14 protein-coding genes, 1 tRNA gene and 1 pseudogene are annotated in these 24,190 nt (G+C 40.8%); 13 read left to right on the forward strand and 3 right to left on the reverse strand.

Features of this window, described 5'->3' with window-relative positions:
* Positions 1 to 250: 250 nt before the first annotated feature.
* The 3 genes from IM793_RS02420 to IM793_RS02430 all read right to left on the reverse strand — a co-directional run bounded on the left by IM793_RS02420 (position 251) and on the right by IM793_RS02430 (position 4,030).
* Positions 251 to 577 (reverse strand): 2Fe-2S iron-sulfur cluster-binding protein, encoded by a 327-nt coding sequence (locus IM793_RS02420; protein WP_025141835.1) that lies wholly within the window; start codon positions 575 to 577, stop codon positions 251 to 253.
* 42 nt (positions 578 to 619) lie between these two features.
* Positions 620 to 1,630, reverse strand: coding sequence for an NAD(P)/FAD-dependent oxidoreductase (locus IM793_RS02425; protein ID WP_029274634.1), 1,011 nt, complete (start codon positions 1,628 to 1,630; stop codon positions 620 to 622).
* Between the two features lie 360 nt (positions 1,631 to 1,990).
* Entirely contained in the window at positions 1,991 to 4,030 is a 2,040-nt protein-coding gene (locus IM793_RS02430) for a prolyl oligopeptidase family protein (RefSeq protein WP_227256102.1), read from the reverse strand.
* 329 nt (positions 4,031 to 4,359) lie between these two features.
* Here IM793_RS02430 and IM793_RS02435 point away from each other — a divergent pair, with 329 nt between their 5' ends.
* The 13 genes and pseudogenes from IM793_RS02435 to IM793_RS02500 form a co-directional block, all read left to right on the forward strand.
* The gene (locus IM793_RS02435) at positions 4,360 to 5,109 is read left to right on the forward strand and encodes a UDP-2,3-diacylglucosamine diphosphatase (protein ID WP_193419560.1); all 750 of its coding nucleotides are present in this window, start codon (positions 4,360 to 4,362) and stop codon (positions 5,107 to 5,109) included.
* Positions 5,110 to 5,789: 680 nt separating this feature from the next.
* Entirely contained in the window at positions 5,790 to 6,863 is a 1,074-nt protein-coding gene (gene prfA, locus IM793_RS02440; protein WP_193419561.1) for a peptide chain release factor 1, read from the forward strand.
* A 103-nt stretch (positions 6,864 to 6,966) separates the two neighbouring features.
* Positions 6,967 to 7,040, forward strand: a tRNA-Asp gene (locus tag IM793_RS02445).
* A gap of 224 nt (positions 7,041 to 7,264) precedes the next feature.
* Positions 7,265 to 7,729, forward strand: coding sequence for a T9SS type A sorting domain-containing protein (locus IM793_RS02450; RefSeq protein ID WP_193419562.1), 465 nt, complete (start codon positions 7,265 to 7,267; stop codon positions 7,727 to 7,729).
* Positions 7,730 to 7,757: 28 nt separating this feature from the next.
* Positions 7,758 to 14,342, forward strand: a complete 6,585-nt coding sequence (locus tag IM793_RS02455; RefSeq protein ID WP_193419563.1) for a polymorphic toxin type 23 domain-containing protein — start codon at positions 7,758 to 7,760, stop codon at positions 14,340 to 14,342.
* Entirely contained in the window at positions 14,336 to 14,830 is a 495-nt protein-coding gene (locus tag IM793_RS02460; protein ID WP_193419564.1) for a hypothetical protein, read from the forward strand. Before IM793_RS02455 ends, IM793_RS02460 begins: the two co-directional genes overlap by 7 nt.
* A 200-nt stretch (positions 14,831 to 15,030) precedes the next feature.
* A complete protein-coding gene (locus IM793_RS02465) occupies positions 15,031 to 15,531 on the forward strand; it encodes a hypothetical protein (RefSeq protein ID WP_193419565.1) in 501 nt (166 codons plus the stop codon).
* Between the two features lie 289 nt (positions 15,532 to 15,820).
* Positions 15,821 to 16,847, forward strand: a pseudogene (gene porV, locus IM793_RS02475) (type IX secretion system outer membrane channel protein PorV).
* A gap of 430 nt (positions 16,848 to 17,277) precedes the next feature.
* The gene (locus IM793_RS02480; RefSeq protein ID WP_193419567.1) at positions 17,278 to 18,180 is read left to right on the forward strand and encodes a hypothetical protein; all 903 of its coding nucleotides are present in this window, start codon (positions 17,278 to 17,280) and stop codon (positions 18,178 to 18,180) included.
* Positions 18,181 to 18,184: 4 nt separating this feature from the next.
* On the forward strand, positions 18,185 to 18,568 hold the full coding sequence (locus IM793_RS02485; RefSeq protein ID WP_193419568.1) for a hypothetical protein: 384 nt from the start codon (positions 18,185 to 18,187) through the stop codon (positions 18,566 to 18,568).
* Positions 18,569 to 19,098: 530 nt separating this feature from the next.
* A complete protein-coding gene (locus tag IM793_RS02490; protein ID WP_193419569.1) occupies positions 19,099 to 20,103 on the forward strand; it encodes an AraC family transcriptional regulator in 1,005 nt (334 codons plus the stop codon).
* 5 nt (positions 20,104 to 20,108) lie between these two features.
* Positions 20,109 to 21,230 carry a helix-turn-helix domain-containing protein gene (locus IM793_RS02495; RefSeq protein WP_132404330.1) on the forward strand — a complete coding sequence of 374 codons (1,122 nt, stop codon included), beginning with the start codon at positions 20,109 to 20,111 and terminating at the stop codon, positions 21,228 to 21,230.
* 119 nt (positions 21,231 to 21,349) lie between these two features.
* Positions 21,350 to 24,190, forward strand: a 2,841-nt coding sequence (locus IM793_RS02500; protein WP_193419570.1) for a CshA/CshB family fibrillar adhesin-related protein, incomplete at its 3' end; no start/stop codon positions are given.

Genomic DNA, 24,190 nt, shown 5'->3' on the forward strand with positions numbered 1-24,190 from the left:
TAGGGATTGTAAGGGTTCAGTAGCGATTAAGCATCTGTTTTTATTTAATCACGGTATGCTTGCTTGTTTCACAGGTTTTCATCGGTACCGGAGCACAGCGTAGCCCTGGAAAGCCCGGGCCCTTGCGCAGCTTGGGTAACGCCCAGATTAGTTTGCAATTTTCGGTTGGCCGTTTGCAATTCAGATCTATTGGAGACAAAGAAAGGCGACACTTTACGTATCGCCTTTCTCTTTAATATGTTTTACAGCCTTAACTTACGCCGTGTAATTTCACTTTTAATCCGTCCATATTGTTATTTAACTGCAATTGGCAGGCTAAACGCGAATTTGGTAACAGGTCGGGCAGAGTATCTAACATGGCATACTCATCGTCTGTCATTTCGTTAAGTTTTTCTTCGCCTTCCAATACATCAACACAGCAGGTAGCACATAAAGCCATTCCGCCACAAGTAGCAAGAATATCGTACTCTGATGCCTTTAAAAACTCCATCAGGCTTAAACCCATGTCAGTTGGTGCAACGTGTTCAGTAACCGAGCCATCCGGCTCTTGCATATATATATTAATATTGTTTTCCATTCTTCAGCTTACTTATATTGATTCACAAATATAGGAGAAAGCTTAAAATTCTGAAACTCCGTTTACGGTTGTATATTTCATGGTATATTTCACACCGGGGTTCATGTAAGAATAAGCGCTGTGGCTCATTAATGCAGCCTCGTGGAAACCACAAAGAATCAATTTTAGTTTATTCGTGTAAGTGTTGATATCGCCAATAGCGTAAATTCCAGGAATGTTTGTCGAATAATCATCAACGTTAACCTCAATTGCACTTTTGTTAATATTTAAATTCCAGTCTTCGATCGGGCCTAATTTAGGGCTCAAACCAAACAAAGGGATTAAGTGATCAGCCTCTACCACTGTTTTTTCCATGGTACGGTTCTGCACAATTTCAACTTGCTCTAACTTATCAGTTCCTTGTACTGCTTGCAGATTGCTGTTTAAAATTAAATTGATTTTTCCACTTTCTGCCAAAGCCATTACTTTAGCAACCGAATCTGGAGCACCACGGAAACTTTCGCTTCTGTGCACCAAAGTTAGTTCAGAACAAACTTCTGCCAAATAAATGGTCCAGTCTAAAGCAGAGTCACCACCACCGGCAATTACCATTTTCTGGTCGCGGTACTTCTCCGGATCAAGGATCATGTAGTTTACACCTTTACCGTTCTCAAAGTTCTCTAAATTTTCTACAGCAGGTTTACGTGGCTCAAAGCAACCTAAACCACCGGCAATTACCACAACTTTAGCTTCGATAACGGTACCCATATTGGTTGTTAAAACGAAATCAGCTTCGCCACGCTTTTCTAAACCTTCAATACGCTCGCCTAAAGTAAAGGTTGGATGGAAAGGTTTCGCCTGCTCCATTAAGTTATCGATAAGTTCCTGAGCTAACACAGAAGGATAACCAGGGATATCGTATATCGGTTTTTTAGGGTAAATTTCAGACAGCTGACCACCAACCTGAGGAAGGTAATCAATTAAATGACAACGCATTTTTAATAAACCGGCTTCAAAAATGGCAAATAAACCAACCGGACCAGCGCCTATTACGGCTATATCAGTAGTGATCATTAAAAAAAATTTGACGCAAAGTTACGAAATAAAGTATTATCAATTCTGCTATTTAGAAATATTCTAGATAATTTTGTTGTCGTATTATATTCAGTATTTTATATGTCTTTTGCTAATCGAAAACAAAAGTTAAAGGTTTTTAGTGATTTAAAGCAAATTATAATTGGTCTATGGATTTAGTAGGAAAATATAATGATGTCATATTAGAAGAATAATTTTCCGTGATGAGTACTACAAGATATCGTCATTTCGAGCGGAGTGCAACGCAGTCGAGAAATCTGTCTGGATAGATCTCTCCATTTCGCTACGCTCCAGTCGAGATGACGACCTTCTATGGAGTTCAGAATGACAAAAAATACGCTACCAACTCATTCCTAAATTCTGGAATACAAAGCTCCATACATCAGCCGCTTCTTCAATCATTTTCGTTGTAGGCTTGCCTGCTCCATGACCCGCTTTAGTTTCTATTCGGATTAAAACCGGGTTTTCGCCTTTATATTTTTCTTGTAATGTTGCTGCAAATTTAAATGAATGTGCCGGTACCACCCTGTCATCGTGATCGGCTGTGGTGATTAATGTGGCCGGATAATTCACCCCACTTTTTATGTTATGGAGCGGGGAATATTTAATCAGGTAATCAAAATCTTCCCTTTTATCGCTTGTTCCGTATTCAACAGCCCAGCCCCAGCCAACGGTAAATTTATGGTAGCGAAGCATATCCAGCACGCCAACGGCTGGTAAAGCTACCTTGAAAAGATCAGGTCGTTGAGTCATACAAGCTCCAACCAGTAAACCGCCGTTTGAGCCACCCGAAATGGCGATTTTAGCAGGATTGGTATATTTTTCCTTAACCAGGTACTCGGCTGCGGCAATAAAATCGTCGAAAACGTTTTGTTTTTTGGCTAACATGCCACCTTTGTGCCAGGCTTCGCCATATTCGCTCCCACCCCGTAAACTGGGTTGAACGTAAATGCCACCACGCTCTAAAAATAACATCCGCGAGAGACTAAACCCCGGGGTTAAACTAATCTGGAAGCCGCCGTATGCATAAAGATAAACCGGATTGTTGCCATTCAGCTTAATGCCTTTTTTGTGTACAATAAACATGGGTACTTTAGTGCCATCTTTTGATGGGTAAAATACTTGTTTGGTTTCAAAATCGTCTGTATTTAACTTCAATTCTGACTTTTTATATAAAATCGATTCAGCTTTGCCCACATCGTAACGGTAAATAGTGCCGGGAGTGGTGAAATTGGAAAAGGTGTAAAAAAATTCTTTATCTTCTTTATAACCCCCAAAGCCTCCAACGGTTCCAATTGCTGGCAGTTTTACTTCGCCAATTTTCTTTCCTGTTAAGTCAAACTGAATAATATTGGTGCTAGCATCTTTTAAGTAAGAAGCCCAAAGAAATCCTCCGCCAGTACCAATACCCTCTAAAGCCAATTTCGATTCAGGGATAATTTTCTGCCAGTTTTTAGGATCTGCATTTTTAGGATCAACCAAAACTACCTGTTTGTTTTCGGCGCCCAGGTCGGTATTTACCAATAATTTATTGCCAATATTATCAATAACGCTATGGTTATTTTCATAACCCTTAATTAAAGGTTCGATTTTGCTTCCCTGTGCTTTCAGATCTTGATAGTACAATGCATTGCCCGAAGTACCTGCGCTGGCGTAAACCACCAGAAAGCGTTCGTCTTCGGTAACATTGGCACCGAAATATAGATTTGGATTGGTTTTGTCTTCAAAAATTAATTGATCATTTTGCTGCTGATCGCCCAATTTATGGAAATACACTTTTTGGTATTTATTGGCTGCAGAAAGATCGGTTCCTTTAGCAGGTTCGTCAAATTTACTGTAGTAAAAACCATTGCCTTTCCAGGCTGCACCAGAGAATTTTGTCCATTTCAGCTCATCTGCTAATTTGGTTTTGCTGGCTATTTCTATTACGTAAATATTGCTCCAGTCTGATCCAGCTTGTGCAACCGAATAGGCCAGGTATTTTTTATCGTGAGAGAAGCCCAAAAGCGAAACGGCTGCCGTTCCATCTTTTGTGAGTGTATTTGGATCTAGAAAAAGCTCTTCCTTACCTTCTAATCCTTTTTTAATAAACCAGATACTTTGGTTTTGAAGCCCGTCATTTTTGGTAAAGAAATAATATTCGCCAACCTTAAATGGCGCGCTTTCTTTAGGGTAGTTCCATATTTCAGTTAAACGCTTTTTAATGTCTGCACGGTAAGGAATCTGATCCAGATAATTTTGGGTTACTTTATTTTCGGCTATAACCCAGGCTTTTGTCTCTGCCGAGGTATCATTCTCTAGCCATCTGTAAGGATCTGCAATGGCTGTTCCGAAATAATTATCTTTTGTGCTGTCTTTTTTTGTTTCAGGGTATTTCATCAATGTTATTTTTTCTGCAGGTTTTTTGCCCTGGTTACAGGCAAACAGACTTAATGCAAATAAGCTTAATAGAATTTGTTTTTCATAGTGAAACAGATTTATTTACTAATATATGTTTTTACCTTCGGCTTGATTACACTGATTTTAAGATTACACCGATTATGGGTTAAGCGTGGATCTTTAAGCTTTTTACCTTCGGGGTGATTACACCGATTTGTTCGGCGATTTTAGTTTTAGTGTTTGTACTAATTAGTGTTTATGCTTTAGTCTTTGTGCTTTGGTCTTTCTTCTTTAGTCTTTAAGCTTTTTGAGTTACCTTTGAAAAATCCATGGCAAAAAATATTTATTTCGCTTCCGATTTTCATTTAGGTACGCCCAATTATGGCGAAAGCCGTGCCCGTGAAGCGCGCATTATAAGTTGGTTGGATTTTATAGAACCAAATTGTGGCGAATTATTTTTGATGGGCGATATTTTCGACTTCTGGTTCGAGTACTCGAAAGTAATTCCTAAAGGCTTTATTCGCCTGCAGGGTAAGTTGGCAACTATGGCCGATGCCGGGATAAAAATCTATTTTTTTAAAGGCAACCATGATATGTGGGTGCGCGATTATTTCATTCAGGAAATCGGGATGGAAATTGTAAGTGATGAACTGATCATTGAAAGGAGTGGAAAGAAGTTCTACTTACATCATGGCGATGGTTTAGGGCCTGGAGACAACAAATATAAATTCCTAAGGAAAATTTTCAGAAGTAAACTTTGTCAATGGTTGTTTGCCCGTTTGCATCCAAACCTGGGCATTGGCATTGCAAATGGATGGAGCCAGGGGAGTAGGGCTGCGCAAACCGAAAAAGAAGTTTTTTTCGGCGAGGATAAAGAATGGCTGGCCATTTATGCCAAAGAACAATTGCAGAAAGCGCATTTCGATTATTTTATTTTCGGACATAGACACCTGCCGCTTGATATTGATTTAGGCAAGGGAAGCCGCTATGTAAATATTGGCGAATGGCTTAATTATAATTCTTATGGGGTTTTTGATGGTGTAGATTTGAAATTGGAGTATTATAATCCAGAAGCTTAATTTTTGAGTAGTTTAGCTATTTGGAATTGCACGTCGCCTAGATGCACCGCCCTCTGTTCCTAAACCCGATAAAACGAAAAGCCCGGAGCGTAGCGAGGACTTGAAGTGATAGCGGTGCTACTGGCCGCCATAGGAGAGGAACTGTCCATTTCCAAAACCTCTAAATAATGCTTTCTCTGGCATAAGACTATTTTTCCAACTATATTGATGTCTGTTTTTTTGGAAAGCAGTGTCTGTAACTTTTCTTAATGTTCGTCGGGCTTTTCGTTATAGTCCCGATGAAAAATCGGGAGCTGCCACTATAGTCCCGTTTAGTTACGCAGGTTCATGCTACTATTAAGGGTTGCATTGCCTTAGCTGCACCGCCTTCTGTTCCTAAACCCGATAAAACGGAAAGCCCACAGCGTAGCGAGGACTTGAACTGATAGCGGGGCTACTGGCTGCCATAGGAGAGGGACTGCTCATTTCCAAAACCTTAAATCAACTTTTTAGCATTTTTGACTAACGGACAACATATTGTTTTATTTTATCTCGCATTACGTCCAAGCGATTAACCAGTTAAACGGTTAACCAATTAACCTCTAATCCTAAACAAACTAATTCAGCTTTTTTCCTTATTTTTGCATTTCCTGAATTTTTGGGCCTATGCTAACCTTCAGGAAATTTCAACAAGAATAAATATGTTAGATAAATTAGAAGCTATAAAGCTGCGTTGGGAAGATGTAGAAGAATCGTTGAGCAATCCGGATGTAATTCAGGATATGAAACGTTTTGCGGCTTTAAATAAAGAATATAAAGATTTGGGCAAAATTGTAGATGAATATAAAATCTACAAGAATGTGATGAGTAATATTGATGCGAATAAAGAAATTTTAGCTACTGAGAAAGATGCTGAAATGCGCGAAATGGCAAAAGAAGAGCTTGATGTTTTGTTAAAACAGCAGGAAGAGATGGAAAGCAATATCCGTTTGATGTTGATTCCTAAAGATCCTGAAGATGCTAAAAATGCAGTTTTTGAGATCCGTGGTGGTACTGGTGGCGATGAAGCAGCTTTATTTGCGGGCGATTTATACCGTATGTACACTCGTTATTTCGAAACTAAGGGTTGGAAAGTGGAGACTGTTGATGTAACTGAAGGTACAGCGGGCGGTTATAAAGAGGTAATTCTGAAAGTGAATGGCGATGATGTTTATGGTCAGTTAAAGTACGAAAGTGGTGTACACCGCGTACAACGCGTGCCAGATACGGAAACACAGGGGCGTGTGCATACCTCAGCGGCCTCAGTAGCAGTTTTACCAGAAGCTGAAGAAATTGATCTGTATATTAACCCTGCTGATATTGAGTTGCAAACTTCGCGTTCAGGCGGTGCTGGTGGACAGAACGTAAATAAGGTGGAAACCAAGGTGCAGTTAACACATAAACCGTCGGGTATTGTAGTGGTATGTCAACAAGAACGTTCGCAATTGGGTAACCGTGTAATTGCGATGGAGATGTTGCGTAGTAAACTTTACGATATCGAATTGCAGAAAAAGAATGGTGATATTGCTGCTAAACGTAAAACAATGGTGTCAACCGGAGATCGTTCGGCTAAGATCAGGACTTATAACTATCCACAAGGACGTGTTACCGAACACCGTATCGGATTAACGATGTATAACCTGCCAAGTATTATGGATGGGGATATCCAGGAGATTATTGATGCACTCCAGTTTGCGGAAAATGCAGAGAAGATGCAGGAAGGCGCTGTAGGTTAAGGAGTTAAATATTTTTTAAAAAAAAGTTTGCGAATTAAGATATTGTCTCTATATTTGCAACCTCGAAAGAGTCAAGAGGTTCGAACTTTAAAGAAGAACAAAAGGAGTGGTAGTTCAGCTGGTTAGAATGCCTGCCTGTCACGCAGGAGGTCGCGGGTTCGAGTCCCGTCCATTCCGCAACAAAAGCCTTAACTTGCAAAAGTTGAGGCTTTTTTGTTTAATGCCCCCAAGAATCCCGCTTGATCGGATTTCCCTCAATCATACCTTTAACTGAAAAGGGTTTGTGTAAAAAACTGGTGGTTGATGTCCTGAAAAACAGGTAGTTCATGTAAAAAAGTTTATTGTGATTAAGACATTAGGTAAACTAGATCATCAGATTTACGGACACTAACCACTCTACTATGAAAAGATGCGCTCTTATCTTCTTCGTATTTACGTTTGCCCTTTTAAAAGATTCGGTGGCACAGAAACTGGCTTTCAGCTATGACGCATCCGGAAATCAGACGGAGCGACGCTGGATATGTATAAATTGCCCCTCTGCCAGACAGATGGCAATGGAAAAGAAAATGGTCAACGGTTCGGACGCTGTATTCAAGGACGAAGGTCTTACGACCGAGCGGGGCATAAAGGCTTATCCAAATCCGTTGAAGGAAACACTCAATGTTTCCTGGGGAGTTCCAGACAAGATTTCACTAAAAAATGTCACAGTGTATAGTGTGGGAGGAAATAAGGTTTTTAGTGGCAATTATTCGCCTGAAGACAGGCAAACTACTATTCCCTTTCAGCAGCTCCCTCCGGGAACCTATTTGCTCGTGGCACAATATTCAGATGCAAAGACCGAAACTATCAAGCTGATCAAGCACTAATCTCTCATTTTTCAAAAACATCGCTCTAATGAAAAATATTTCCATACTCTCGCTAATAGTCTTCGTCCTTGGCATTCATATCAGCCTGGCGCAGATTAAGACGGTCATTCCAAAAAAAAATAATGACACAACTAAATGTATTATCATTCCCGGACAGGAATTAAAGTTTATTAAAGGCAGTATCCCTGTACTCAAGACCGACGCATTAGCTGGGAAAGGTGCCAATGCTACAAAAAATGTCTATTATCCTCCGGGCGACCCCGGTCACCCTGGCGATCCAGGAGACCCTACTGATCCGATTGACCCAAGAGATCCGGGAGACCCTGTTGGTCCTGTTATATCTTCTACAGCAGGGAGGATTGCAGGAAGTGTAGATGTATCCGCTACAGGTGGCGCGACTTATTCTATTCCCCTGATCCTGCCGCCAGGACTAGGCAATGCTGTGCCTCAGCTTGCATTGGTCTATAACAGTCAGGGAGGTAATGGGAGCCTTGGCTTAGGTTGGAGTTTATCAGGCTTATCTACTATTACACGTATACCTGCTACAATGTTCCATGACGGATTTATAGGAAGTACATACTGGGATTCAAAAGACCGCTTTGCCCTTGATGGGCAAAGGTTAATGCTTAAGAGCGGGGTTTATGGCGCGGATGGTTCGGAATACCAGACCGAAAACTATTCTAATATCAGGATATTCTCCAGAGGGGAATCAGGAATTGGGCCAGATTATTTTGAAGTAATCCACCCTGATGGCTCAAAAGTTTATTATGGAGTTGGTGTTGCTTCTGAAACATCCTTGACCTATGCTATTACTTATTCTGAAAACCCACTTGGTGCGCGGATTAGCTACTATTATAACAATAGTAACAACAATCTATCTATTGCGCGGATAGAATACGGCAGTTTGGGTAACTCTGCTAGTCTAAACCAAATTGTTTTCAATTACATGTCGGCAATCAGGGGTGAACAAGCATATACCGGGGGTGCTGAATCCTACAGCTCCAACTTGCTTAGCAATATTTCTGTTATTGCCAATGGCAGTGGCTTCCGAAATTACCAGTTAGACTATGGTACGGTATCTGACCTCAACTATCAGCGGATAACGGCAGTGCAGGAAAAGAATGGGGACGGAACAACACCCCTTGCACCGGTTTCTTTTACCTATGGAACTACCGGAAATATTATCCCTTCCAGTACCATTTCAAATTTTGGCATATCTGGAATTGATTTCAACAACTCGGAAATTGTAACAGCCGATTTTACCGGTAACGGTACAATGGATTTTCTGTGGTACAATAAAGCCGATAAAACCAAATTCTATGCTTTTTATGATATGGTTCCGAGTGGTTCAAATCTTCAGTGGGGCATGCCTGTCAATACCGGTGCTTTCAAAGAACTGATTCCGGCTACCTGGCTAAGTCATAATAATAAATTATTGCCACAACAGGGCTTGATCGTAGTTAAGGACATCGGACCGGGCGCTTACAAATTTGAGATGCTGTCGGCAGGAATTACTTCCACTGTTTATTATCAATATGACAGGGTATGGGATACGGCCCCATATAGTCCGACATTCTATGCAGAATGTGATGGGATCACCTATCAGGGCACTCCGCTTGATATTAAGTTTGTTTCGGGGGATTTCAATGGAGATGGGCGCACTGATGTTATCGGGATAAACAATTCCTATGCGCTTCTAAATAAATTTTACGGTGCAGACCCCGTAACGGGGGATAATTTCTGTGACTATTTATTCGGAGATGTTGGTTCCTCTGCGTACCTGATCAATATGGACCGGAGACTAACTTCCGGTTATGTGACAAATATAGGAGCACTCGCTGTCTCCTATCGTACAGGCCAGCCTCTCTTAACCGCAGACTTTAATGGCGATGGAAAAACAGACATCCTTCAGCTCTCGGGTGGTTATTTAGTGGTCTACTCAATGAATAACGCAGGAACACTAGAACTTTTGTGGCAAACTCCTGGTGCGCCTACGAGCAGTACTGATATTCCCTTAATTGGAGACTACAATGGGGACGGGAAAATGGACATCATGTTTTCGACAGGATATAATTCACAGTTTTTAACGTTTATATCCACAGGTTATTCGTTTTTAAAATATACCCAAAACCAACCTTTTTCGAACACTGCGGCTTATTGGTCACCGGGACCAGGGTCTGGCTATGAAGTATTACGTCAATACTATCTTGTTTCCAATGACGTGGACGGCGATGGAAAAACAGATATTATCAGAGGAGAGACCGTTTCGCAAAATGGAGTGAACGGCGGAACAATAAACCTCAATATTTATTATAACCTAGGCCCATCTTCCTCAGATCATACACCAACCTTTGGCTCATCCTATTCTATGAGCCAGTTTACAAATCTCAAGCACAACCCAATCCCGATATTCCTAAATCCAAACCGAAAGAACTTCAGGCCCGAATTTGGATTTATAAGTGATGCCACTATTTCGCTATTTAAATTTCAGAAAGATTTTAGGGATGAGGTGCAGATCACAGGTATTTATCAGGATGGAGTAACGCATTCGATCAACTATAACGAACTTAGCGGTGAACAGAGTACAACTGATATTGAACTCTACCAAGCGGGAAACAACCAAACTTATCCCTATGCTGACTCGTATACACTACCTGGAGTGAGCGTGGTCAGTAAACTGGCAAGGAATTATAACGGAGAGCAAATTCAGCAAGTATTTGGTTATGGCAAAGCCGTAAGCCACATTGGCGGACTGGGGTTTATGGGCTTTGGCGAACTCACACGTAGTAATTGGCATGTAAACAGCAGTGACAATAACAGGATGTTTAATATCAGTATTTCCGATCCGCTTCTACGGGGTGCAGCAGTCAGAAGCTTCAGGACAAAATCAACCTATATCAATTCGTCTATAAAAGATATGGCCCTGACACCAACAAACACTGCAGACGGGGCATCGCTGAACGACTATATCAGCAGGACAGACCAGGTTTACAGCACACAGCTTTTGCCGAACAAAGTCCTCGTAAACCTAGCTGTGGGAACAGTTAGTAAAGATATGCTTGGTGGAACTTTCAGTACTCAAACTATGGAATATGATAATTTCTATAATGTTACTAAAAGCATAGGCAATTTTAACGGTGAGGGATCAAAAACAACAGACATTACTTATGATAACAATCCGGCCGGTAATTACATTGGGAGGATATTGTCCAGCAAGGCTACCCTAACTAATGGGGCAGAGATTTTTACAACGGAAGACGAATATACGTATAGTGGGTTTTTGCCAAGCCGGGTAAAAAAGAAAGGAAACAACAGCTGGGTTATAGAGGATATGACCTATGACAGTTTTGGTAATGTGACCCAAAAAACGACGACGGCACCCGGTGGTGCCCAGCGGACTATTTCAATGCAGTATGACGGATCAGGAAGGTTTATGGTCAGTTCAACAGATATTACTGGGATGACCACCACTTGTACTTATAATAGTAGTACTGGAAATCTGCTTACTGCAACCAATCCTTTTGGGCAAACTACAACCAATGATTATGATACCTGGGGCAGGGTAATTTCGATCACCGACTATCTAGGCAAGGTGACAGCCACAACCTATGCAACCGCGCCGAACGGGGGTATTACAATTACACAGACCAATGATGAGGGCGGCGTTGCCGGCACTGTCTTAAACGCGTTCGAGCAAAAAATAAGTAGCTATACTAAAACCGCACTGGGAGGCAACCTGGCATCCGAAACGGAATATGATGTTTATGGTCGTCTTGCCCGTCAGAGCGAACAGGCTGCACAAGGTTCGGCTAGCCAGTGGAACGACACCGAATATGATGAATATGGAAGGGTAAAACAAACTACCAGTTTTACTGGCAAAGTGACCAATATCAATTATGGTGGATTAAGCACTACAATGAACGATGGAGTCAAAAGCATAACCTCTACCAAAAACGCAATGGGCCAGGTGGTGAGCTTACAAGATCCTGGAGGAACAATCAACTATACTTATTTTGCTAATGGCAATTTGAAAACCGCCGATTATAGCGGGATTGTACAGACCATGGAACAGGATGGCTGGGGACGAAAAACCAGGCTCACTGATCCATCTGCCGGGGTATACGAATACCAGTATGATGAGTGGGGACAAGTGATCAAAGAAATAACACCCAAAGGGATCACAGAAATGACCTATGATGGTGCGGGTAATCTGACGCAGAAAAAAATCACTGGTGATGAAACCAATATCCAACAAGACTATACATATGATGGTACAACCAAGTTGCTGACAGGTATGGCGCTGACCAATGCCGATGGCAATAATGCGACTTATACCTACAATTATGACGGAGACAAAAGGATAAGTAGCACAGTTGAAGATAATCTTCACGCCCGCTTCGTCAAAGGATATACTTATGACAGCTTTGGCCGGATTAGCACGGAAAGTTACGAGGCAAAAAACAAAGCCAATAATATCGTAGCCGCCAAAAGTATAGAATTGCAATACCAGAACGGCTGGCTTGTGCAAACAACTTTACAGGGCACCGGGCAGATACTTTGGAAGGTGGATCTGCTAGATGGCAGGGGGAATTTAACACAAGCTATGCAAGGAACTGCATTAAAAAAAACCATTCAGTACGATACCTATGGATTGCCACAGCAGAACCTGTTAGAAAACGTGTCTGGTACACCCGTAACCCTGATGAGCCTTGGTTATAGTTATGATGCGCAGCGGGGTTTGTTAAACAGTAGGAGCAACAGCGCCTTTAACTGGAGCGAAAGCTTCAGCTATGATAACCAGGATCGGCTCACTGCATTTAATGATAACGTGGGCAATAACAGCCAAGTCTACGACAATCGTGGAAGGATAACCGACAACAGCCAGTTAGGAACTTACACTTATGATGGCAATACTTACCGCCAAAGTGAGCTTATGCTAAATACTGGTGCCAATCCTTATTATCAAACTGACCATCCGCTTCAACAGATCAGCTATAATGCTTTTAAAAGTCCCGTGGAGATTATAGAGCAAGGTAAGGAGCGCGTCAGCTTTCAGTATAATGCGTTACTTGGCCGGGCGCACATGTATTATGGCGATGAACAGGTCGATAAAATGTTGCGGAGGTACAGGCGGCATTATAGCGAAGATGGTGTCATGGAAATTACTAATGATATACAGTCGGGAAAAACCAGTTTTGTTTTTTATCTGGGTGGCGATGCGTACAATGCCCCGGCTATTTGGAAAGAAGAATACTCGTCGGGAAGCGTGCAGGCTGCTAACTTATATTATCTGCACCGTGACCATTTGGGAAGCATTGTAATGATTACCAACGACCAGGGAGCGGTGGTCGAGAAGCGTCAATTTGATGCGTGGGGAAATATTGTGAAAATACAGGACGGGTTTGGGAATGATCTTGCTGCATTTCTAGTATTAGACAGGGGCTATACCGGCCACGAACACTTATTAGGGGTAGGGCTGCTCCATATGAACGGACGTTTGTATGACCCTAAATTGCATCGTTTCTTATCCCCTGATAATTTTGTACAAGATCCTTACAATACTCAAAATTATAACAGGTATGGTTACGCAATGAACAACCCACTAATGTTTACCGACCCCAGTGGGGAGTTTATCTGGGCATTTGTTGCGGTTGGAGCTCTGATAGGAGCATTAACCGGTGGAATAAGTTATGTGGCATCGGCAATAAGGACCGACAGCTGGAACTGGGGCTCGCTAGGAATGTCCATGTTGTCGGGGGCTGTTATCGGGGGAATTACGGGAGGGGTCAATCCTTCCGCATTAATAAGTAATTCATTAACGACAACTTTTGCGACAGCCTTCGTTGGTGGTTTTATGCCATCTGCAAACTTTTCGCTCGGAGATTTTAATTTCAGTATTTCTCCATCAATAGTTTTTGGCAAGTCGTTCGGTATGGGTGCAAATTTAAGCGTCGGATACTCGACAGGGAAATGGAATTTTGCCGCCGGATTCGGGTTTATGGCTTATAGTAACTATCAAGGCTTTGGGAAAGGAGGTGCTGAAATACGTGCTTCTCTTATGGGTGGTTATGATAACGGAACAAATGGATTTAACTTAGGCACTAATCAATGGTGGGGAACGGGCGAAATGAACGAATTTAAACAAAGGACCGGCTTGATCGATTTTCATTTTGGAGATTTCAAGGTGTCCTATGAAAATGACGGAGGAAAGCCGATTGCTCAGATGCGTTTAGGTGACAGAAATGATAGTTATAGAACAGCGGCATTAAGCTTGTCTTACAAAAAAATCGGTGTAGCTTTTAGTCTTTTTACAGGTAATAGGAGCTTGGCAAACCAAAGAACTGAGCAATTTGCTGAAAGAGCATCAGAAGATCAATTTGGTGTATACCACAGAAATACATACGTAAACGAGACGGGCACCCGTTACAGGCTCGGCGCTTTAACTGTTTCATACGGAAATTATAGAGCCGGTGTAGATAGCGAACACGTACGTCATGCGATCCAAAATAGTGTCATTCACCGATTTATTCACGATACGGAATTTACTAACCAGTCATGGAACTGGAATGGCTTTTCTCAATATAAGACACGTAATAGTTTTACATCATGGTAAGAAAAATTATGGCTATGGCAGTCCTTTTATCAGGATGCCAGGTTCGAACAGAATATGGCAAGATAAGAAATACAAATGCACTGAAGGGAGGGGAAGTGGACACAAAGGTCTTTAGCATTATAGATACCGCAAAGATATATGAGCAGGTTGGCGCAATTGATACTGCCCATAACGAAACATTACAGAATGTTAAGCAAGAGTTTGTCAAATTTTATAGCAATGGTAAAGTAGCCACATTCTCCAATTACGACCCTAATGATGTTTCTTCACTTAATCCAAGGAAAGCAGACATGGGATTTTACGAGTATAAAGATCAAAATTTAAAAGTAAGATTCTTTTTTAAACATCCTCAAGGAGGTGGCTGGGTTAAGGGTGTGTACAAAAAAACCGTTAACGATGATTTCTATATGACTTCCGGGAGCCTCTTAATACGTTATAAAATCCGTAATCTACCCCGTAAGTTTTTAATTTATAAGCCTGATTGGTAATTAAATGTCCACTTAGAATGAGTCCATGACTACTGCCTCCGAAGAACTTCACATTAATCGAGATTTGAAACTCAGGAGAAAATTCGCCCGTATTGTGCCGTTATGGATAACGTCCTGATAACTCTTATTAGTAAAACTATAGAGCTGACGACTTTTTAGCAGGTGAAAGTGATATAAATAGTAAACTAACAAATATAGCCATGAATAAAATAGGACTTTTTTTTATCAGCATCTTATTTTTTGCATCATGCAGGAAAATTTCAAAATACGACCGCGATCGTTATGATATACAATTTTTGTATAACCCGTGGATTCAAGTAGATTTTAATTCAGGCATCGTAAATGTGGCGGTCGCCAAGTACCGGGATACTATTAGTATTTCCGAGAAGGACAAAGAGCTAATTATAAATTCATTTAATGTGAATAGAATTGGCGATATGAAGGGAAACATATTTGTTGATAGCAAGCAGTCGATAATGCCGCCGGACAATTTCCAGTTTAAGGTAATAAAGGATGAAAAAGGACAATCAGATATCATAGTCACAAATAGTGATCCAATGAATATCGCTGATGAAAAAAACAAAAAAATCATAAACTTTAAATCGACTGTTGTTGGAGTTTTGAATCGAAACATTGATTTTAAAGCAGCGAAGGAAGCTTTTTCTAAATTTCAGAAAGACTCAGGTGCGTTAATCTTCTAAATAAGAATAGTGTAGTGGTTTACCTGGAATTTATCCCAGCAATAAAATTGTAAGAATGGATACGGTATTTATGTTTTAAGTTGCCATGAATAGACTTGTTTTTACTTTTCTGATCTTTCTGAAAAATGGGAAGAATATTTTTTTATGGGCTTTTTTGCTTGTCCTTACGGACTGGAATACTGTTTGTGCCCAGTCTGTGGAGAAGATTACGATATACGGTAGACACGCCAGCAATATTCTAACCTCTGTACCATTCCTGTTAATTACCCCGCAGGCGAGAGCTGGCGCTATGGGCAATGCTGGTGTTGCTGTTGAAGCAGATGCGAATGCTCCTTCGTTAAATATGGCATCAATGGCATACCTAAAAGACGGTAGCTACGGGTTTTCTGTTACCTATAGCCCATGGCTCAAGAACCTGACACAAGGGATGAGCCTTTCCTATTTGAGTGGGTATTATAGAATTGATGAAAGGAATACTATTGCAGCTTCACTGAGATTTTTCTATCGGCGACGTAAAATTTATTGACAATAACCAACAGGACCTGGGGACATTTAATCCAAACGAATTTGCTGCTGACTTAAGCTACGCAAGGAGTTTTGGACCAGACTTTTCACTTGGAGGAAGTTTACGTTTCATATATAGCAATCTCTATAGTTTGCAGTTTAATTCTGAGGAACAGACTGGAAAGGGAAAAGCAATAGCAGTAGATGTTTCCGGTCTTTATAAAAAAGGCGGTTATTTTTTGGGCGAGCCTGTAATCTGGTCTGCCGGTTTGAATATATCGAATATCGGCACCAAAATTTCATATAACATTGGCGATGAACCCTATTTTCTCCCGGCTAATTTAAAAATTGGAACAGCCGCCACGTTGGTAGGAGAGGAAAGCAAATTGATCATCGCATTGGACCTGAATAAATTGCTTGTTCCCACCCAGCCTATTTATGATGCAGAAGGCAACATTGTTAACGGGAGCGATCCTAACCGTTCAGTGCCTTCCGGTATCTTCGGCTCGTTTGGTGATGCTCCGGGAGGACTTAAGGAAGAATTGCAAGAAGTTGGAATTTCCACAGGACTGGAATTTTCCTTTAAGGAAAGGTTTGCAGTACGTGCAGGTTATAACTATCAGAATCCAAATAAAGGGAACAACAGTTACCTTACGCTGGGGGCAGGCTTGAAGTATAATGTCCTATCTATCGATTTCTCTTATCTTGCCGGTTCTGTAAATAGTAATCCACTTGCAAATACGCTTCGGTTTGGGCTACAGTTCTCTTTTGATAAAAGAAACGCAACCAAAATATCAAAATCCATTAAATAGGAAAATAGCTTTTATAGAATCGCTCCGACCAATTTCACTTACAAATCATTCTAAATCAGAACTTAAAATTAATAGAAAGGAGTAATCTTGAATTTATTATTTGGCGGCGGTGGCCTTGGCAATTCTGGCCGTTGCAATCAATATCATAATGAACAGAAGAAGGTTTTTATAGAAGAGGGGGAGGAGGCCTGCAATGTTCAATAAAGTATTACATAATTTATGCTTTCACTAAAATAATATTTGCACTTATAAAATGTTGAATTATTTTTATAAATTTAGGTTCTAAATTCATATTAACAATTTAAATTAATGTTCTCTCAACCTTTCAGTTACTTTGTTGTGGCACCGCATCAGCGTAGTCCTGCTTTCTTCTAAGACTGCAAAATATAAGAGAATATCAAGCACAATTCTAAACTCCAAACTTGATCTCATGAAAAATAAATACTTATTGCTCTCATTATTCCTCAGTATCCTATTCCAGGGATGCGCTAATCTGGAACACCTCAACACTTTCTCTACTGGTGCTGTTAAGACGCTTAAAAGCTATAATGATATTGATTACACTTACACCAGCGGCTACAAAAAGTATGTATTAACACAGAAAGACTTCGAATTCAACATCGGTGATGATCTGAAAGCGAACAAAATTCAGTTGCCTCAAAAATTCACAGTTGCAGGCGAGCCTGAAACGGCGATCAAGGCAGACAAAGCCATAAACTTTCTATTTACCGGACTTACCGCATATTTTCAGGGCCTGGCAAATATTTCAGACAAAGACCTCGTTAACTACAATTATGATGATGTAGCTAAAAATTTAAAAGCTGACGCGACCTTAAAAACCAAATTAGGTGGTATTACAAATGGACAAATTGATGCCTCTTCGAAAATCGCAAAAGTATTAACTGATGAAATCATGAAAGCTTATCGTGCGAAGACCATTAAAAATGTCATAATTAATCATGACAACGATGTGGCTGCTGTGGCTGATGCTTTGATAAAAATATTGTCTGGTCCCAGAATAAATGTCCTAAATATAGACAGAAAGCTTCTTGATACAAAGTACCAAGTCATTTTATTGGATGACCATATCGATCTCGGTACTAAGGTACGACTGAGAGAAAAATATCTTGAAGAACAAACGGAATTGGACAGTTATGAAATCCAGATTAATAATCTGGTAAAAGCATTAGGAGAAATTAAAGCGGAACACCATTCTGTAGTAGATCTATTAAAAACAAATAAAATTGACTCCCAGGAAGTAAAGGACAAAATCAAGTATTATGGGGGAATATTAGAAGATCTTTTAGAAAATATTAAAAACCTAAAAAAATAATATCATGGCAAACCAATATTCTCTTAGTAACACAGCGGATGTTGCTGTGGCTACTGCAGCTGTGATCAGCAACAACATTCATGATAACTTCCAAAGCTTATCAATTAACGAAATACTGACGCTGAATGAACAAGCCAGATCCTTACTGGTCCAGGCCAGACTGTTGTATGAATTAGAATCTATAGAAATTAGCGATAATGTTTCCAAAAGTCTGGACGCACTGAAGGATGCCACAGCTGACATTGAAGCAGCAATAAAGACAATTAAGAATGTCCAAAAAATAATAGATATTTCTGCTAAGGTAGTTGTTTTGGCGGCTTCGATCTTAAGCGAAAATTATGCGGCAATCCCTGGCAACGTAAAAGACATCATTTCAGCTGTAAAATAAAGTAAGATTTATAATAAACCATTTTTCCAAATCTAAACAGTTATCAAAATATCTTTACGAATTCAATCAGCTTTTTCCACGACTGACTTTCGCGAATAATTTTTCAATTTCTGCATAAAATAAAAGCTCCTGGGGCATATCTGAGATTCGGTATGGACTACGGTAGCTTCGCTGTTTTGGAAAGATTATGGCGTTTTGTTAAGGTTTCTGGTGCCTGCGAATGGATTTTGACCTTTAGGAAGATCTGAATTTAAGATAAATCCGGCAGTAGGATGGATTAAGCCGAAAAGCTCAGAGGAAAATGGATTTGGATCCGAAGTGTATATTTGTTCAGAGGGAAAGAAACTTAGGTGTGTATCATCAGGTAACCAAATTGGTGGCCATTTTGGCCCGAAGCAGAGAGGAAGAACCACTTTCATCGAAATACATAGCCTTTCCTTAATAACAAACTGAACAATCGAAATCACTAAAAATATTTTAGAAAAGGGTAACTTTGTTGACAGTCGAATATCCTTGATGATTAATAAAAAATGCTTTTAAAGCTAGCCGATACCTTCAACAAATTAATTTTGCTCTCAGCTTGCCTTGGAATTTATGTTGTCTTTTACAAATTTCAATGGATCACAAATGAAATAAAGTTTAATGAGCGTTTATGGAACCCCGCATGGATGTTGTTTGGACCACTGCTCCATCTTGCTTTACGATCTCTATCTGGGGCCCGAACGACCAGTAAAGATGGCTTACATTTAATACCGGCGGCGCTTACCACGGTTCTCTATGCATATGTATGGTTTACCACAATCTTTCATTATACATGGGCCAGTAGCTCATTTGCGCTTTACCAAAATTCCTATTTGGTGATCTCCATATCATTAATAACATACAGCTGCCTGACACTCAATAAACTGTACTCGGCAATAAGTACACTTGCTGCCGACCTGCTGGTCATGTGCGCTGCCATATATATCATCATTGCCACACTAATGATCCTGATGTATTTATGCTGGAACGTATTTAAAATAGACATGCGGATTGACTACCGTTTCTTTAGTTATTTTCTGTTATTGAGCATGAGTTTCCTGGTTTTTCGATACCTGGCAAATGCGCCAAAAGTGCTTCCAGTGAAGCTGGAAGACGCCGTAACACCTATGTATACTAATTCGCAGTTGAGTACTGAGACGGCAGAGCGCTACAGAAAAATGATCACCGACTGCTTTGACAACACAAATATTTATCTCAAATCCGACCTGTCATTGGAGCTTCTTTCTAAAACATTAGACATCCCAAAACACCTGCTCTCTCAAATATTTACGGTGCACATGAAGCTCACATTTTATAAGTTCGTAGCTCAGTATAGAATCAGCTATGCTATTGAACAAATGAAATCCAGCAACGGCATGCTTACCATTGAATCTTTAGCTTATGAATGCGGTTTCAACTCAAAAACGTCTTTCAATAAATATTTTAAGCAAATCACTAATTTAACACCACAAGAATACCAGCGAACTTACTTAGATCCTCAGCGTACCCCTTAGCACCTATGAATGAACCGGCAATATTCCCACTGATTCCCTACCTGCTATTGTTGACAGGAACTGTTAGTGCGATAAACATCTATATCGGATTTGAATACAACAAAAAAGATTTGTTTGGAAAAGTCATCAACGCATTTTCCATATTTGTGTTTTTCCATGCATTTTATGTCTTTTATCTGGAGAATTTCTACATACACGAGCGGTGGTTGGATAGGATGATGCCTTTCATATTTGTCTACGGTCCTTTTCTTTACTTTGCGCTTCGGGCAATGAAAGGAAAGACGATTTCTACGGGTAGGGTATTGATTCATTTAATCCCATTCGCAATCTTCTTCGTTATCTTTATCCATTCGGCAATCTACGGTTGGTATAAGGATCCCCATATTTTCAAGCCAGTGATGCGAATAAGTGCATTGTGCTCGGTATGCTCTCTTTTAGGCTACACCTTTACGGGCATCTTTAGTAACGGAAGTAATGCAATCCTGCACATGAAGCGGAAACGTAATATCGTATTAGTGGGCGGAATTATGATGCTGTTTGTCAGTATGTTCTTTATTGCTGTAAGCATCTCCATAGCTAAACATGGTACTGCCGCACAAAGCAGCTATGTGTTTCGAACAACTATTTATACGTTCATGCTGATTATCACAGTCCTGATTCTCGGTTATCTGAAAAATATGTTCCTTAAGATTCACCGCGCTGATGGCGAGCGACCTTTAGAGGATGCTCTTGATAAAGACGCAACCCCTTTATATGCCAAGTCGAAATTATCGGATCTCCAGCTGCAGGAATATACTTCCAGACTTAATGATCTGATGGATGCGCAAAAACCTTACCTTGATCCGTCTCTTTCCCTGGAAAATCTTGCACTCCAACTTAAAATTCCAGCCCACCACCTTACGCAAACATTCAATTTGCAGCTGCAGACCAATTTTACCAGCTTCGTTAACAAGCACCGCATAGCATATGCTTGCCATATGCTCGATAACAAATCAGGGAGCAAGCTAACTATAGAGCAACTTGCTCTCGCAAGTGGCTTTAATTCAAAGATTTCGTTTAATAGAAACTTCAAATTGATAGTTGGCCTCACGCCTTCAGAGTACCTGCAAGAGGTCACATCAACATAGATCATCCATGTGGGAAGTACGCCTGCCCATATGGATGATCCGTTACTAATGCCAGCATAAGTCATCTTTGCGCCCACTTAACGCTCCCCTATGTGTAAGGGGAAAGATAAACTTATCGCATGGAAAAATTTTTACTTTATTTAAAACGAAACTTACGATTTCGGTACGCAATTGGATTGCTCGTTGCTCTAACTTTTTTCGTAAACAACGCCAGGGCACAATATGCCATTGGCGGAACAGCTGGCGATCTTACCAAAGCTGTATACTGGCTTACCTGGGATAATGCTACCCTGACTGAAAAGCCAGCTACTTTTACCAGTAACAATGTGGTAAATGGTACGTACCGCTGGATGTTCTCCCCAACAGTCCGCATTACGGCCATCATTTCTAACCGCACTACTAATGCTGGCGGAAATATGGTAGCCTATACGCCTGGTCAATATTCCGGTGATGGGCTCGACCTGATCTATTCTGGAAACGGACTTACTAAGCCCAATTCCAGAGGTGTGGTAAATTCGGGTCTTGCCACCACAACCGGTGCAACAATCAAGTTCGATATCGACGTAAAAGTTGATATCTTGATGAATGGGGTCTGGACAAACATTACTTACCCAGGTATGGTGATCGGCGATGCTGAATCTATTGATGCTGGTGGTGAATATATCCAGGGAACATCGCCTTCTTCTATTGCCTGGCAGCTGCTAAACAAGCGTACCAATGGTAACGCTAATGATGACCACTATAGAATGTTGCTATCTAATGCAGGTAAGAAATTTAAACTTTCTGCTAACCTTACGCCAGGCAATTTTGGTATCCAGGCAGTTATGTTTGCCCACAATGCAAGCAACCTGCTGGATGTAGAGATGAAAGGTTCTGGTATTACCGCCATGGCTATCGGTTTTGTCTTGCCTTTTGATCTTGGGGATGCCCCGATTTCTTATGGTGATAAAGTTGGCCATTATATTGATAAATTTTTGATCACCGATTATTTTCCTGGTGATGGCGATTATGCCACTGTTAATTACCCTACTACACCATTAACGCCTGAGGCTACAGTGTATATCGGTTCGCCAAATGTAGATGCGGATGGTCTGGGTGCTCATGGGCCCCTGGCTAATGCAGATAACAATACGCAGAATAATGATGAAAACACGATTGATGCTTCGGCATTAGCCGACGTTAAGGTGAATCAGGCTGGGGATTATGTCATTAGCTTTCCGGTTACTAATACTAAAAACGTACCTGCTGTGGTACGTGGGTGGGTCGACTTTGATGGGGATGGTATTTTTTCTCCCAATGAAATGATCAGTGTTACTGTTCCGGCCAATGCTTCCAATTATACAGTAACGCTTACTTATCCTAATGCGTCTTTTATTAATGACATCAAAACCGGGCCGCTCTATGCACGGATCAGAATAACAACAAGTACTCTAATTGATGATCCTGCTACGCCGGTAGATGAGCGAAGTACGTCGTTCGCTGCCGATGGTGAAACAGAAGATTACAAGCTGAAAGATATTATTGGTCCGTCAATTTCTGGAAATGTGATTAACGACGGAAACGGCCTGAGTGATAATCAAATCTCCGGAACAGGAATCAACACGCTCGGCGGATCTCCACTATACGCTTACTTATTAGATAACACGAATAAAATTATTGCTAAAACGCCTGTTGCCGCTGATGGCAGCTATCAATTTGCCAACCTGAATAAGGGAACGTATAGTGTGGCTATTTCTACTGTTAATGTGCCGGTAAACGGAACCAATACACTGGCTAATATCCCGCCAACAATACCCACTGGCTGGAATGCTGTAGGTGATGCGTTTGGAGTTAACAACAGTCAGACGGGATTTGAAACTGGTGTGCCTGACATGCGGGTTACAGTAGTGATACCTGGTTTAAGCATGGATGTAACAGCGGTAAACTTTGCCGTTGATCAGGTTCCGGTTGCTGTAAACGATGGAGTATCTACTACTATAGACACTGACTTGATTATTGACGTTCTTGCGAACGATACGGATCCAAACGGTAACGCAACACTTAATAAAACAACAGTTTTACTACTTAACCCAACAACAAATACCTATGGTACCAGTCTTACGGTAGCCAACCAGGGTGTTTATACCGTTGATCCGGCAACTGGACAAGTTACCTTTAACCCGGAGCCTGCCTTTATCGGTATTGCAACGCCGGTTAAATACACGGTAAAAGACAATGCAGGTATTGTAAGTAATCAGGGTACAATTACTGTCCGCATTAAACCGGTTGGTGTTGATGATGCCAGTTTAACTGCATTGAACACGCCGGTTACAACAGTTGTAAAATCTAACGATGGTGTCAGTGCATCGGGTACCACTGTTAGTAAAGTGGCTAATCCAACGCACGGTTCTGTTGTGGTTAATGGTGATGGAACAATTACCTATACGCCAACAAATGGTTATATTGGTACGGATACATACACCTACAAACTTACTACGGGCGATCTGGTAGATTCTGACCCGATTACGGTAACAATCACCATTGGTACCAATCCGAAAATATCTTTAGTTAAATCGATAACGAATACGGGTAGCGGTGCTGGTGGCACTTTCAAACTTGGTGATGTGATTAATTACAGCTTTAAAGTCAAAAACGAAGGGGATGTAATATTGAACACGGTCGCTTTAGCTGAAAGTCTGCCTTTTGTTACCTTAACTGGCCCTACGGGTGATACTGGTAACGATCAGTTGCTTAGTGTTAGCGAAGTATGGACTTACTCAGGTACATATACGGTTACTCAGGCTAATGTTGATGCTGGTAAGGTAACAAACCAGGCTACTGTTACTGCCAAGGATCCAATCAATACACCTGTAAGTGATATTTCGGGATCTACTGCTTTAAATGATACGCCTACTGAAACGATCATCACACAAACTCCGGTTATTAAATTAACTAAAACCGGAACGTATGCAGATACCAAT

It is taken from the genome of Pedobacter sp. MR2016-19, assembly GCF_014947265.1.
In the GTDB taxonomy this organism is placed as follows: Bacteria; Bacteroidota; Bacteroidia; order Sphingobacteriales; family Sphingobacteriaceae; genus Pedobacter.